Consider the following 13,705-nt stretch of genomic DNA (forward strand, 5'->3'; position numbering starts at 1 on the left):
GAGATGCTCTGGACCTATATCCTCAAGCTCGTGATCCTGCTGCCACTCGTGTGCGGCCTGATGTTCGGCTGCCTGTACCTGTGGCGCAAGTTCGAGAGCCGGATCCCGGGCAAGCCCTCGACGCGGCTGATCGGCGTCAAGGAAACGATGATGATCTCGCCAGGCCTGCGTCTCGCGGTGATCGATTTCGAGGGCCGCCGGCTGCTCGTCTCGGTCGGTCGCGGCGGCGTGCACCTGATCGACAAGGTCGACGCATGAGCGCGGTCGCTCGTCCGACGGTGACGCGGAAAGGCTCGGGCCCTGCCCTGTTCGCCGCATCCTCCGCCAAACCGTTTTCCCGCGTACGCGGGAATCCAAGAGCCAAGCGCGCGAACGCGTGGCTGTGGATAGGCCTCGCGGTTCTCTTGGCCCTGTTCCTCGCAATGCCCGCCTTCGCGCAGGGCGTCCCCGCCCCAACCAACCCCGCCGTCGGCGACGCGGTCGATCGCGCGCTCGGCCAGCTTGGTGGCCAGGCCGCGGGCAATACCGGCCAGAGCGGCTCGCTCTCGCTCTCGCTGCAAGTCCTCATCATCATGGGGTTGCTCACGGTCCTGCCGGGCATCCTGCTGATGATGACCAGCTTCACGCGGATCATCATCGTGCTCGCGATCCTGCGCCAGGCGCTCGGGCTCCAGCAGACGCCGCCGAACCAGGTGCTGCTCGGGCTGTCGCTGTTCCTGTCCTTCTTCATCATGGCGCCGACGATCAGCCAGATCAACACGACCGCGATCCAGCCGTATGCCGCCGGGCAGCTCGCCGGCACGCAGATGATCACGACGGCGGGCGTCCCGCTGCACGCGTTCATGGTCAAGCAGACGCGGATCAAGGACGTCACGATGTTCGCGCAGATCGCGAAATCCGGCCCCTATGCGACGCCGACCGACATCCCGTTCTCGGTACTGCTCCCCGCGTTCGTCACGTCCGAGCTGAAGACCGCGTTCCAGATCGGCTTCCTGATTTTCCTGCCGTTCATCGTCATCGATCTCGTCGTCGCGACCGTGCTGATGTCGCTCGGCATGGCGATGCTCAGCCCGACGATCATCTCCATGCCGTTCAAGCTGCTGCTGTTCGTGCTGGTCGACGGCTGGGCGCTGACGATGGGCAGCCTCGCCAACTCGTTCGCGACCTGAGAGCATGGACGCGCAATATTTCCTGACCGTCGCCAATCAGACGATGTGGGTGCTGGCGCTCGCCAGTGCGCCGATCCTGATCCCGGCGCTGCTGGCTGGGCTGATCCTCGGGATGATCCAGGCGGCGACCTCGATCAACGAGCAGACGCTGTCGTTCGTGCCGAAGCTGGTCGTGGTCGCGGTGTCGATCCTGATCTTCGGGAGCCTGATTTTAGGGCTGCTCAGCGATTTCACGATCGGGATTTTCGAGCGCATTCCGGATCTGGTAAAATGAGCGCACTTTCTGCTCCCCTTCCGCTAGCGGGAGGGGTCGGGGGAGGGGCGTGCCTCACCAGCCGGTCGCCAGTACGTACGTCGCGCCCTCCCCTGACCCCTCCCGCAAGCTGGAGGGGAACTTACTGATGTTGGGCTTCGGCCTCTCGATCGAGCCGCAGCTTTGGGCGCTCGTGTTCGTGATGATCCGCATCGGCGCGACGTTCATCGCCGCACCCGTGTTTGGGTCCGTGTCGGTGCCGCTCACCGTGCGCGTCACCTTGTCGGGCGCGATAGGGTTCCTCGTCCTCGCGGCGCACCCGATCGTCCCGCCGCAGAACATCTTCGCGGTCACCACGATCCTTTCCGCGGCCGCCGAAGCGCTGGTCGGGCTCGCGCTCGGCTTCGTCCTCCAGATCGCGTTCGCCGCGCCGATGATCGCGGCCGAAGTGATCGGCGGCGCGATGGGGCTCGGTTTCGCATCCTCGATCGACCCTCAGAACGGCAAGTCCAGCCCTGCGCTCGGCCAGTTCTTCTCGATCATGCTGACGCTGCTGTTCCTGTCGGTCGACGGCCACCTGATCCTGATCGACCTGCTGGTGAAGAGCTACGACGTGCTCCCCCCCGGTGCCGCGTGGATCGGCGTCGAGCGACTGAAGGCGATCGCGTTTTTCGGGGGTTACGCGTTCCTCGCCGGGCTGTTGCTCGCGCTGCCGGTCGGTTTCCTGCTGCTCTGCCTCAACATCGTCGTCGGCATGCTGAGTCGCGCTGCGCCCTCGCTAAACCTGTTCGCGGTCGGCCTCCCCGCCAGCCTCGCGGTCGGCGTCGTCACGCTCGCGATCGCGTTCCCCACGATGGGCGACTACATGCTCGTGATCGTCCGCGAAGGCCTCGCCGCCACCGAAAACCTGGTGCTCGGCTGATGTCCGAGGATGCCCATGTCTGAGGATTCGGGTCAAAAGACCGAAGCACCAACCGCAAAGCGCAAGAAGGATGCGGTCGAAAAAGGCGACATCCTCAAATCGCGCGACTTCGCGACCGCGCTGAGCATGCTCGCCGGCGTAGCGTGGCTGATCTACGCGGGGCCGACGCTGATCTCGGCGTGCAAGGCGATCATGAGCTCGAGCTTCCAGTTCACGCATGCCGACGTCGAGGATTTTTCCCCCTGGCGCCCACTGATGGAAGCCGGCGGCAAGCTCGCGCCATCACTCATAACCCTGTTCATCGTCAGCATCGGCGCCGCGATCCTGAGCCAGGCGGGGCTCGGCTCGCTCGGCTTCAACGGCAGCCTGCTCGCGCCCAAATACAGCCGCGTCGATCCGGCGGCGGGGCTCAAGAGGATCTTCGGCGCGAACGGCTGGATCGAGCTTGGCAAGTCGTTGCTGAAGGTGATCCTGCTCGGCACGATTGGCGGCTGGATGCTGTGGAACGCGGCGCATTCGACGATGGGCCTCGCCTCGTCCGCGGATCTCAATCAGGCGCTGTCGACGCTCGGCGGGATCTTCAAGGGCATCCTGATCGCGATGGCGTTCGGGCTGTGCGCGATCGCCGGGATCGACCTGCCGATCCAGATCATCCGCCGCCTGGGCAAGATGCGGATGTCGAAACAGGAGATCAAGGACGAGCACAAGTCGACCGAGGGCAATGGCGAGGCGAAGGGCCAGATGCGGGCGAAGATGCGCGCGATGGCGAGCGGGGGCCTGCGCAAATCGGTAGCGGAGGCGCATGTCGTGCTGACCAACCCGACGCATTTCGCCGTCGCGCTGCGCTACGATCGCGGCAAGGATCAGGTGCCGGTGGTGGTCGCCAAGGGGCGCGGCGCCACCGCGCTTGCGATCCGCGAACTTGCCGCAGAAGGCCGGGTACCCGTCCTCGAATATCCGATGCTGGCGCGTGCGATCTATTACACCAGCAAGGAGAATCAGGAGGTCCGCGACGACCTGTACATGGCGATCGCGACGGTGCTCGCTTTCGTATTCGGGCTGAACGCGGCGGCGGGCGGTACGGCCGGCGGGGTCCAGCCGTTCGTCACCGTACCGAAGGACGCTCGCTTCGACGAAAACGGCATGAAACAGGCCTAAACATCGCCGCCAAACGGTCGTTCTTACAGACGAGCGCGCACGTGCAGGAACTTCGCCATGGTAACATCGACCACCAGCACGACGGGGACACCCACCCCAACGTCCACCGCGTCCGCGGCACAGACCGCGATCAACACCGCGACGCAAGCGCTCCTGACGGGGCTCAGCGCAGGGTCGGGCGTCGACACCGGGACGCTGGTCACATCGCTGGTCGAAGCGCAGTTTGCCGCCCGCTCGGCAACGCTGAAATCCAAATCCGACACGCTCACCGCGCAGATTTCGGGCGTCGCGTCGCTCAAGAGCACGATGACCGGCTTCTCCACCGCGCTCGCCAATCTGGTGAAGGGCGGCAGCTTGCAGACCCAACCGACGAGCTCGAACGCCGCAATCCTGTCCGCCACCGCACAGTCGGGCGCGAAACTGTCGGGACTGTCGGCCAGCGTCACTGTCACGCGCCTCGCCACCGGCCAGGTCGCGCGGACGACGAACCCCGTCGCCGCCGCCAATCGCACCGCATCGCTCGGCACCGGCGCGCTGACGCTCAACGTCGGCGGGGGCGCAAACGTCGCGATCAATATCGGCGACGGCAGCATCGACGCGATCGCGGCGGGGATCAACGCGTCGAAGAGCGGCGTCACCGCCTCGGTCGTCACCGATGCGCAGGGCGGCGCGTATCTGTCGGTCAAGGGCGCAACCGGCAGCGCCAACGCGTTCACGCTGAAGGGCGCCACCGGCAATGCGCTCGACATCGGTGGCGGCACCGCGACCAAGACCAGCCTCGTGTCGACTGCACAGAACGCCAAGCTCACCGTCGACGGGATCGACGTCGAACGGCCGAGCAACACCGTCAGCGATCTGGTTTCCGGCGTAACGTTGCAACTGAGCGGCGTATCGACCGTCCCCGTGTCGCTGACCAGCACCGCACCGACCGATGCGCTGACGCAGGCGGTCAACGACGTCGTCACGACCTATAACGAGGTCCTGAAGACGATCACCGAGCAGACCGATCCGATCACCGGCAATCTCCGTGCCGACCCTGCCGCCAAGTCGTTGTTGAGCTCGCTGAAGGCGTTGACCTCGAAGCCACTGGTTGGCGGCGCGACCGCCGGTCTCCCGCGGACGTTGGCGGAACTCGGCGTCGCGACCAATACGGACGGCACCCTGCGCGTCGATTCCACGCTGCTCGCGAAGCAGCTCGCGGCCTATCCCGACACCATCGAATCTATGTTCGCACCGTCGGGCACCAATGCGCTCGGCCTTTCGGCGACGCTGACCGCGCTGACGACCAGCGCCACCAGCACGCTGACCGGGCTCGGCGCCTCGACCGTGCGCTATACGGCGGCGCAGTCCGATGTGACCAAACAGCAGGACAAGGTGACCGACCAGTCGGCACAGCTGACGACCCGCCTGACGCAGCAATATGCCAGCATGAACTCGCGCGTGTCGGCGTATAAGTCGACGCAGACGTTTCTTACCGGCCAGATCGCCCAGTGGAACAAGAGCTCGTGACCTACGCCTCCACCCTCACGCGCGACCCGTTCGCGACCTATCGCCAGATCGACGCGGTCGGCCACACTGCGACCGCGGACGGCCCGGCGCTGGTACAGCTGCTGTACAAGGAACTGGTCGCGGCGTTGCGGGCCGCCGCCTGGGCGTGCGAAAAGCGCAAGTTCGCGGTCAAGAGCGAGCGCATCACGCGTGCCACCGCGATTCTGTTCGCGCTGGAGGCCGGCCTCGATTTCGAAAAAGGTGGCCAGATTTCTGAGACGCTGGCGCGGCTGTATGGCGGCGCGCGGAAGACCGTCATCAACGCCTCGCTCGGCCATGACCCCAAGCCGTTCCGCGATTCTGCGGACATGCTCGACGAGATCGCCCAAGCCTGGCGGACTGCCAGCGCCGCCTGAGCTTCCAATGCTCCTCCGCCAGGGGGAGGTGGCTGGCGCTTGCCAGTCGGAGGGGGCGGACACGGAACAGCAGTTGTCGCCCCCTCCCCCTCCGTCGCCGTTGGCGCCACCTCCCCCTGGCGGGGGAGGATCGAGGTTAGAAGTCCTACCTCTTGAACCAGTGGCGGGCGGAGAAATACCCGATGACGCCCACCGCGATCACGAGGCAGGCCGCGGCGATCGCATCGAACGCCCATGGCTCTTCGGCATAGGGCAGCCCCTTCACGTTCATGCCGTACAGGCCTGTGAGGAACGTCAGCGGCAGGAACACCATCGCCGCGATAGAAATGATCAACGAGCGGTTGTCGATCTGCTCCGCGCGCAGATCGGTCAGCGTCTCGTGGACCAGTGCGGCACGCTCACGGATCGATTCAAGCTCCTCTGCCATCCGCGCCGCGCGGTCCGCCGCCGCCGCGAGATGCAGACGGTCGTCGTCGGCGAGCCAGTCGCCAGGCAACGCCGCCAGTTTCTCCAGCGCCGCACGCTGCGGGCTGAGGAAGCGTTTATAGCCGATCGCCGCCACGCGGACCTTGCTGACGGTGCGGCGCAGTTCGAACACGCGGTTGGCGTCGAGCTGTTCCTCGCAATCGTCGAGCTCGTCGCCGAGCGTCGCGACGTCGGGATCGAGGTCGGCGGTGATCGCGGTCGCAAACGCGGCGATCAGGTCGCCCGGATCACGGATTTCGCCGCGCTCGACCATCTTTTCGACCTCGCCGACCGCGATCAGCGGTTTGCGCGTGACCGAGAAGACTCGGCCCTTCACCGCCCAGATCCGCACCGAGGCGAGCATGTCGGAGGTATCGAGTTCCTCGTGCGACCGCCCGCGCAAATTGAGGAACGCGCCCTCGCCGACCGCTTCGCACCGCGGCCGCGTCTCGGTCGCAGTCAGTGCGTCGACGACGTAATCGAGCAGCTTGGCCTCGTCGCGTAGCCATGTCTGGGCATGCTCGGCGGTGGTCGACAGATGGACCCATACGAGGTCGGCGGTACAGTCGAGCGCCTCCTTCACGCCAACGCGCGTCGCTTCGCCGTTGGTGATGCGGAAGCCGAAACCGCTCATCGCGCCATCTCGATCGTGACGGTGAGGCCCGTGCCCGGATCCACCGGCATCGCCGCGCAATACCGCGCGGCGTCGGCACGTGCACGGTCGAGGATCGCCGCGGGCACGTCGGGGCCGTGATAGACCCGGTCGGCGCTGGCGAGCGCCCGCGCCTGGCGCAACGTCAAATCCTCGGGATCGTCAGACAGCAGGACGAGGGTAATCGCCACGTCACGCACCGCAGCGGGCGCGTCCGTCGGCACCAGCCATGCAGCGACGTCGTGCGTCGGTGACAACGGATCGAGCATCCCGCCCGCCGCCATCGCGGTCGCTAATGCCCGGCGGCGCTCGCCCATATCAGGCCAGCGCTTCCGCAACGCGCCACGCGCCGCCTGCAACGCGAGCGCAAGTTTGCCGAGATCGGCGGGCACGATCGCCTCCAGACGCTGACGCAACGCCGCCGCCAGCCCGGCCGATACGCCGCTAGTGCCGATCGCGATCAGCACCGGTGCGCGGTCGACGATCGCCGGCAACGTGAAATCGCACAGCGCCGACCGGTCGACCGCATTGACCAGGATCCCGCGCGCCTTCAGCCGCGCGACTGCCGCCAGCGCCTCGTCCTCGTCGTCGATCGCGACGATCGCTAGAGACGCCGCCGCATTCTCGTCGACCACATCGGCCCCAGCCCTATCGAGCAACCGCCGCTTCGCATCCGCCGCCTCGCCCTCGCCCAGCAGGATCACCGGGCGCCCCGCTAGCCTCACGAACAGCGGCAGGCTCTGTAGCGGAGCGGGCGATGTCACCGCTTGAGCCATTCCGGCACGCGCTCGGCGGCCAGGATCGTTTCCGGATGAATGCGATCCGCGACCACTGCGAACCGGTCGCCGTCGACCAGCACCTCGGGCACCAGCGCGCGGCTGTTATAGGTCGACGCCATCGTCGCCCCGTACGCGCCGGCAGTGCGGAAGATGCCGAGATCGCCTGACTTCACCGCGTCGATATCGCGGCCCATCGCGAAGGTGTCACCGGTCTCGCATACCGGCCCGGCGATGTTCGCCATCATCCGCTCGCCGGTCGGCTCGACCGCGACGAAATCGTGATACGCGTCATACATCGCGACGCGCGCGAGGTCGTTCATCGCCGCGTCGACGATCACGTACGGATTGACCACGCCGGGCTTCACCCAGATCACTTCGGTCAGCAGCACGCCGGCATTGCCCGCAATCACGCGCCCTGGCTCAAACATCAGTTCGACGTCCCATTCGGCGGTCGCGCGCGCAACCATCGCGCCGTAGTCGGCCGGGCTCGGCAGCACGTCATCGGGCTTGTAGGGCACGCCGAGACCGCCGCCGAGATCGACGCGGCTGATCGTATGCCCCGCGGCGCGCAGTTCCGCGACCAGCTCGCCGATGCGCGCATAGGCGGCTTCCAACGGTGCGAGATCGGCGAGCTGGCTGCCGATGTGGATCGCCACGCCGCGAAGGTCGAGCCCGTCATGCTTCGACAGCCGATCGAACATCGCCACCGCCTGATCGATCGCGACGCCGAACTTGTTCTCCTTACGCCCGGTCGAGATTTTCGCGTGCGTGCCGGCATCGACGTCGGGGTTCACCCGCAACACCGCCGGCGCGCGTTCGCCGCGAGCATGCGCCAGCGCGGCGAGGACTTCGCCCTCCTCCTCCAGCTCGAGATTGAACTGGCCAATGCCCGCATCCAGCGCCTGCGCCAGTTCGCGGCGCGTCTTGCCAACGCCCGAGAACACGATGTCCGACGCCGGGATCCCCGCCGCCAGCGCGCGCTGCATCTCGCCCGCGGAAACGACATCGGCACCATAGCCTTCGTCGGCCAGCACGCGAAGGACCGCGACGTTGGGGTTCGCCTTGATCGCATAGGCCAGATGCACCCGCCCCGCAGGCTTCAGCGCATCGCGAAATACCTGCGCGTGGCGGCGGAAGGTGGCGGTCGAATAGACGTAGACGGGGGTACCGACGGCCTCGGCGATCGCCGGCAGGGCGACGTCTTCGGCGTGCATCACACCGTCACGATAAGCGAAATGGTCCATGGATCAGGTCTTCAATTTGGCGGCGGCAGGTCGAACTCGTCGCTGCGGCGCTCGTCGGATTGGGTGAGCAGCTCGTCGCTGCGCTGCGGACGTTGCTGCGTGGTCGGCGCGAGCAGCTGGGCCGCGGTCGGCGGGGTCTTCGCACCGTAAGGCGCGACCGGAAGCGTCTTGCCCTCCGCCGGCACCAGGCCGTCCGCCGCGCCGCAGCCCGAAAGAGCCAGTGCCAGTCCCGCCAATCCCAGAAGCCGTTTCATGCTATCTCTCCCCGCGCAGCGCGGATCGCCGCGCGCACATTGTCCGGCGCGGTGCCCCCGAAGCTGGTCCGGCTGGCGACCGACGCATCGACCGAGAGCACGCCGTACACGCGTTCGTCGATCCGCGCATCGATTGCCTTCAGGTCCTCGATCGGCAACGCATCGAGCGCGACCTTGCGCTCCTCCGCCAGCTTCACCGCGCGCCCGGTGACATGATGCGCCTCGCGGAACGGGAGGCCAGCCTCGCGCACCAGCCAGTCGGCCAGATCGGTCGCGGTCGCAAAACCGCTTTCGGCCAGCCCGCGCATCCGGTCGGTCCGGAACGTCGCGCTCTCGACCATCCCGGTCATCGCCGCGATCGATAGCGCGAGCAGGTCGTGCGCCTCGAACACCGGCGGCTTGTCGTCCTGCATGTCCTTCGAATAGGCGAGCGGCAGGCCCTTCATCGTCACCATCAGCGCGGTCATGCAACCGAGGATGCGCCCGGCATGCCCGCGCACCAGTTCGGCCGCATCAGGGTTGCGCTTCTGCGGCATGATCGAACTGCCCGTCGACCATTGATCGCTCAGCGCGACGAACCCGAACGGCTGCGACGCCCACAACACGAACTCCTCGGCGAGCCGCGACAGATGCAGCGAGGTCTGCGTCGCGGCGGTGAGATACTCGATCGCGAAATCCCGGTCGCTGACGCCGTCGAGCGAATTGGTCATCGGCCCGTCGAAACCGAGGGCGGCGGCGGTCATCTCGCGGTCGATCGGAAAGCCCGTCCCCGCCAGCGCGGCCGAGCCGAGCGGCGACCGGTTCATCCGCGCGCGGGCATCAGCGAAGCGCCCGACGTCGCGCGAGATCATCGCGTGGTACGCCATCAGATGATGCCCGAGCGTCACCGGCTGCGCGGACTGCAAATGCGTGAAGCCGGGCATGACGCTAGCCGCATGCTCTTCCGCCCGCGCGAGCAGTGCCGCCTGGAACCCGGCGAGCGCCGCCAGCGCCTGATCGATCGCGTCGCGCACCCAGAGGCGGAAGTCCGTCGCGACCTGATCGTTGCGCGAGCGCGCGGTATGCAGCCGCCCGGCAACCGGCCCGATCGCATCGGCCAGCCGCGCCTCGGTCTGCATATGAATGTCTTCGAGGACCAGATCCTCCTCGACGCCGTGCTCGGCGTAATGCGCCGCTACCGTGTCGAGCCCGGCCGAGATCGTGGCCGCGTCCTCCGCCGACACGATGCCCTGTTTCCCGAGCATCGCGACATGCGCCTTGGAGCCGGCAATATCCTGCTGCCAGAGCCGCTTGTCGAAGGGAATGGAGGCGTTTATCTCGCGCATGACCGCGGCTGGCCCCTCGGCGAACCGCCCACCCCACATCGAATTGGAACCGTCCATGGTCTTGCGTCCTGTGTTCACTTCGCGCCCAATCGCCCGTCTTCCGACTATCGGTCTGGTGGGAATGGGCCTGCTGGTCGCCGGCTGCGATAGGAAATCGCCCGCGCCGGAGCAAGCAAACGTCGTTGCGGCAAACACGGCCTCCGCTGACGAGGTTACGTCCGCCCCCGCGCCCGACGAAGCCACCGGTCCTGCCACCAGCACCGAAAAGCTCGACCGCAGCCACAAGGGCGAGACCGGACCGACGGTTGCCTTCACCGCCCCCGACGGCAAGTCCGTCACGCTCGCCACGTTCAAGGGCAAGCCGCTGCTCCTCAACATGTGGGCGACCTGGTGCGCGCCGTGCGTCGCCGAGATGCCGACGCTCGACGCCGCGGCGCAGTCGCTCGCGGGCAAGGTCCAGGTGATCGCGGTCAGCCAGGACTTGCAGGGCGCGGAGAAGGTGACGCCGTTCTTCGCCGCGAAGAAGTTTTCGACGCTGAAGCCCTATCTCGACCCGAAGCTCGGCCTCAGCCTCGCCTATCAGGCGAACCTGCCGACCACGATCCTCTACGATTCGGCAGGCAAGGAAGTCTGGCGGATGACCGGCGGCTATGAATGGAACACGCCCGAGGCAGCCAAGCTGATCGCCGAGGCGTGGTAGCATTTGAAAGAGTTGGGATTTGTGCCGACCCGCCTTGGTGACGAGCCAAAGATTGATGGCGAGCCGGCACGTGCATCCTAACGCATGATTGAGCGAAAAACGTGCAAGTCGGATAGAGAATGGTTCAAATGCGATGAGCCGAGCCTCGTCGCGGGTGTCCTTTCGAAGTGCCGCCATCGGCCACGAATGCGCAGGTGGTTGCTTGCCCGACCGTTAACCCTTTAGGGCATGCTCGGTCTGTTATGCCGCCAGCCCGGTGAAGGGGGGATGAGATGGAAGAACCCCGCATCGATCGTCTGTCGAACCGGCACCGCGACGTGCTGCGCGGCGTGGCTGCGTTGCGCAAGACCAAGCAGATCGCCGCGGAACTCGGTATCGCGCCAGGCACCGTCGACGGCTACATCGCCGACGCGGTCCGGATCCTCGGCGCGACCGATCGCGGCGATGCGGCCCGCATGCTGGCACGGCACGAACGTATTGACCCGCTGTCGGACCCAAGGCCGTCGGGCCCCGGGCAATCCGGGGGGCAATCTTCATGGGTGGCAGCGCCGCCGGCATCGGTGCCACAGATCGCTCAGCCGGTCGTCGAACCGGAAGCGTTCCACGATGCCGGTGCGGACCGGGTGAGCCAAGATGCCGGTACGCACCGGGTGGCCCCCGATACCGGTACACCCCAACGGCCATCGTTCGCGGGACTGCTTCCGATCAGGCGTACAGGACAACGCAGCAACGACCTACCGGTCGCGGCCCGCTTGCTCTGGATACCGGCTATCGCAGTGATCCTCGCGGTGGGCTTCGGCATGCTCGCGAGCGGTCTCAACGTGCTCGCCGAGCTGATCGAACGGATAGGGCACGTGTCCGGCTAATCGATCGAGAAGGCCGCCATCGGCGGATACTTGCATGGACACTCAGCTGACGCAGACCGCCACCGATATCGGCACCCTGCTGAACCGGCTCGAAGCCCAATTAACCGAGGCCTTTGCGATCTGCTCGCACCTCGCGGTTGCCACGACGACGTTCGGGGGCAGCGCCGGCGTCACGCCGCGGATCGCCCAACCCGTCGTCCACGAACTTGGCGGCGCCATGGCGGCGATCGCTCAGGCACAGGGTCATGTGATCGCCGCGCATCGCAGCGCCGAACGGATCGGCAAGTTCGTCGGTTTCGGCGATGGCCTGCCCAAACCGGATCAGGCATTCTTCACCGGTGCGGACATCAGCCATCTCTCGATCGTCGCCGCGGCGGCCTGACCTCGAACTCGGTTGCGCCCCGTGATCCACGTCCTGGTCTATTACGCGGTTGCGCTGGCGACATGCTGGTTCGCGTTTCGCCATGGTGGGCTCCCCGAACGGATCGTTGCGGCGGCGTTCCTGCTCGCCGCGATCCTGTCGAGTCTGCTGGCGTTCACCGCGCGGCCCGCGTTCCGGTCGGTCGATACCGCATTGCTATCGATCGACCTGGCGCTGCTGGCCGGATTGGTCGCAGTGGCGCTGTTCGCGAACCGGTTCTGGCCGATCTGGATCAGCGCGCTGCACCTGCTCGCGATCGCGGTGCACGGCGTCCGCGCGTACGACCCGCACCTTGTGCCCTGGATGTACGCCGCGGCGATCAGCAAGATCGCCTATCCGATGCTGGCCCTGTTGATCGTCGGCACCGAACGCCATCGCCGGCGACGATGGTCGCATGGCTGCGATCCGGACTGGTCCAGCGCGTCAAGATCGCCCTGACCGCCGAATCTACACCGACACCGACACCGACACCGACTTCAAAATATGGATCGACGCTGATGAGCGACCCCCTTCGTTTGCGTTACCCAGCGCACCACCCCTTGCCCGACACCTCACTGCAAGAGGGTACGCCACCGCGGATGCCGCTTGGTGCCGCTCCCCCTGGTGATGGGGCCGGATCGGGTATCGAGCCGCCATCGCCGACCGAACTCGACCGCGCCCGCGCCCTGCTTCATCAGCAACGCGCCCGATCGGCAGCATTCGCGTCGGCTCGGGCGCTGTTCCAGGATCCCGCATGGGATATATTGCTCGGGCTGTTCGTCGCCTACGAAGAGGGCACACCACTGACGATCGACGCGGTGCAGGCTGCCACCGGGCTGTCCGAAGTGACGATCCGACGCTGGCTGCTGACACTCGAGCATCGCGGGTTGATCACGTGCTGGCCGCACACCGCCGCATGGCCGCAACGTTCGCTCGGCCTGACCGACGAAGCCCTGAAGATGATGCTGCAATTCCTGCAGGAAATTTAGGAAGCGTGTCCTTTGACACATAAACCTGACCGCTCACGTCAGAACAGAACATGATCTGTCAAAACCAGCTGACAGAATTGTTGACCGATCACGCAATTTTTTGACAAGATTTTGTCCTAGACGATCACCCAAGCCCCGGCCCTCCGGCATCTCGCGTGGCGGATTGGCGAATTATGGGGTCGAAGCAGTAGCAAGCAGCGCCTGGTACGAGCGGCATGGTGGCAATTGACTACCCGGCGGCTTCGCGCCCCGATGTACTCTCGCTCACCAACAAATAACATGGCCGCGATTTATCACTGACCGAGGTTGAAGCCCGTAGCTAACGCACCGCACCTGATCGCGCTTGCCATTCCGATCTTCCGCCAGAGCATGTTGAGACATGACACGGCCCCGTATCATCCTGATGATCGTGCGATGGCCAAGTCGGGTGCCGCCCTTACCATTTTTGGCAAGACGCTCACCTAGGCACGCCCGATGCGGGCCAAAGCTGTCGCCGCCTCTCTTAACTCCGCTATGAAGGGCGAGGCTTCGTATGCATTCGGTGAGCGCCCTCTAGTTTGGCGCGACTGATGCTACGCGGCTTGCGCGATGGCTTCGGGGCGCTGTTGTCGAGCTTTCCATTCCC

General features: G+C 66.1%; 17 protein-coding genes. 12 read left to right on the forward strand and 5 right to left on the reverse strand.

All coding sequences use genetic code 11. The features are described from left to right. Nucleotides 1–3: 3 nt before the first annotated feature. From C8J46_RS20250 to C8J46_RS20280, 7 genes are all read left to right on the forward strand, one after another. Nucleotides 4–258 (forward strand): flagellar biosynthetic protein FliO, encoded by a 255-nt coding sequence (locus C8J46_RS20250; RefSeq protein WP_056054129.1) that lies wholly within the window; start codon nucleotides 4–6, stop codon nucleotides 256–258. After that, nucleotides 255–1,169, forward strand: a complete 915-nt coding sequence (gene fliP, locus C8J46_RS20255) for a flagellar type III secretion system pore protein FliP (protein WP_132742485.1) — start codon at nucleotides 255–257, stop codon at nucleotides 1,167–1,169. Before C8J46_RS20250 ends, fliP begins: the two co-directional genes overlap by 4 nt. 4 nt (nucleotides 1,170–1,173) lie before the next feature. Beyond that, on the forward strand, nucleotides 1,174–1,443 hold the full coding sequence (gene fliQ, locus C8J46_RS20260) for a flagellar biosynthesis protein FliQ (protein ID WP_055874447.1): 270 nt from the start codon (nucleotides 1,174–1,176) through the stop codon (nucleotides 1,441–1,443). A gap of 127 nt (nucleotides 1,444–1,570) precedes the next feature. Beyond that, on the forward strand, nucleotides 1,571–2,344 hold the full coding sequence (fliR, locus tag C8J46_RS20265; protein ID WP_132742486.1) for a flagellar biosynthetic protein FliR: 774 nt from the start codon (nucleotides 1,571–1,573) through the stop codon (nucleotides 2,342–2,344). A gap of 15 nt (nucleotides 2,345–2,359) precedes the next feature. Further along, nucleotides 2,360–3,502, forward strand: coding sequence for a flagellar type III secretion system protein FlhB (locus C8J46_RS20270; RefSeq protein WP_132742487.1), 1,143 nt, complete (start codon nucleotides 2,360–2,362; stop codon nucleotides 3,500–3,502). A 57-nt stretch (nucleotides 3,503–3,559) separates the two neighbouring features. Next, entirely contained in the window at nucleotides 3,560–5,011 is a 1,452-nt protein-coding gene (fliD, locus tag C8J46_RS20275; protein WP_132742488.1) for a flagellar filament capping protein FliD, read from the forward strand. Next, nucleotides 4,993–5,406, forward strand: coding sequence for a flagellar protein FliS (locus C8J46_RS20280; protein ID WP_243643544.1), 414 nt, complete (start codon nucleotides 4,993–4,995; stop codon nucleotides 5,404–5,406). The genes fliD and C8J46_RS20280 overlap by 19 nt, the downstream gene beginning before the upstream one ends. 145 nt (nucleotides 5,407–5,551) lie before the next feature. On the opposite strand, the gene C8J46_RS20285 is transcribed toward C8J46_RS20280, so the two are convergent. From C8J46_RS20285 to argH, 5 genes are read right to left on the reverse strand one after another with little or no spacing between them, the layout of a single operon-like run. Then, entirely contained in the window at nucleotides 5,552–6,505 is a 954-nt protein-coding gene (locus C8J46_RS20285; RefSeq protein WP_132742490.1) for a CorA family divalent cation transporter, read from the reverse strand. After that, the gene (locus C8J46_RS20290; protein ID WP_132742491.1) at nucleotides 6,502–7,299 is read right to left on the reverse strand and encodes a bifunctional precorrin-2 dehydrogenase/sirohydrochlorin ferrochelatase; all 798 of its coding nucleotides are present in this window, start codon (nucleotides 7,297–7,299) and stop codon (nucleotides 6,502–6,504) included. Before C8J46_RS20290 ends, C8J46_RS20285 begins: the two co-directional genes overlap by 4 nt. Further along, nucleotides 7,284–8,546 (reverse strand): diaminopimelate decarboxylase, encoded by a 1,263-nt coding sequence (gene lysA, locus C8J46_RS20295; RefSeq protein ID WP_132742492.1) that lies wholly within the window; start codon nucleotides 8,544–8,546, stop codon nucleotides 7,284–7,286. Before lysA ends, C8J46_RS20290 begins: the two co-directional genes overlap by 16 nt. 11 nt (nucleotides 8,547–8,557) lie before the next feature. Continuing rightward, the gene (locus C8J46_RS20300) at nucleotides 8,558–8,800 is read right to left on the reverse strand and encodes a hypothetical protein (protein WP_132742493.1); all 243 of its coding nucleotides are present in this window, start codon (nucleotides 8,798–8,800) and stop codon (nucleotides 8,558–8,560) included. Then, nucleotides 8,797–10,182 (reverse strand): argininosuccinate lyase, encoded by a 1,386-nt coding sequence (gene argH / locus C8J46_RS20305; protein ID WP_243643545.1) that lies wholly within the window; start codon nucleotides 10,180–10,182, stop codon nucleotides 8,797–8,799. The genes C8J46_RS20300 and argH overlap by 4 nt, the downstream gene beginning before the upstream one ends. A gap of 64 nt (nucleotides 10,183–10,246) precedes the next feature. On the opposite strand from argH, the gene C8J46_RS20310 reads away from it, so the two are divergent. The 5 genes from C8J46_RS20310 (at nucleotide 10,247) to C8J46_RS20330 (ending at nucleotide 13,080) form a co-directional block, all read left to right on the forward strand. Beyond that, on the forward strand, nucleotides 10,247–10,825 hold the full coding sequence (locus tag C8J46_RS20310) for a TlpA disulfide reductase family protein (RefSeq protein ID WP_243643546.1): 579 nt from the start codon (nucleotides 10,247–10,249) through the stop codon (nucleotides 10,823–10,825). Between the two features lie 272 nt (nucleotides 10,826–11,097). Continuing rightward, on the forward strand, nucleotides 11,098–11,691 hold the full coding sequence (locus C8J46_RS20315) for a helix-turn-helix transcriptional regulator (protein WP_132742495.1): 594 nt from the start codon (nucleotides 11,098–11,100) through the stop codon (nucleotides 11,689–11,691). Between the two features lie 34 nt (nucleotides 11,692–11,725). Next, complete coding sequence (locus C8J46_RS20320) at nucleotides 11,726–12,073, forward strand: hypothetical protein (protein WP_132742496.1); 348 nt, start codon at nucleotides 11,726–11,728, stop codon at nucleotides 12,071–12,073. Between the two features lie 21 nt (nucleotides 12,074–12,094). Beyond that, nucleotides 12,095–12,550, forward strand: coding sequence for a hypothetical protein (locus C8J46_RS20325; protein WP_132742497.1), 456 nt, complete (start codon nucleotides 12,095–12,097; stop codon nucleotides 12,548–12,550). Nucleotides 12,551–12,609: 59 nt separating this feature from the next. Then, nucleotides 12,610–13,080, forward strand: a complete 471-nt coding sequence (locus tag C8J46_RS20330) for a hypothetical protein (protein ID WP_132742498.1) — start codon at nucleotides 12,610–12,612, stop codon at nucleotides 13,078–13,080. Nucleotides 13,081–13,705: the final 625 nt, after the last annotated feature.

This window comes from Sphingomonas sp. PP-F2F-A104-K0414 (assembly GCF_004340945.1).
Classification (GTDB): Bacteria; Pseudomonadota; Alphaproteobacteria; order Sphingomonadales; family Sphingomonadaceae; genus Sphingomonas.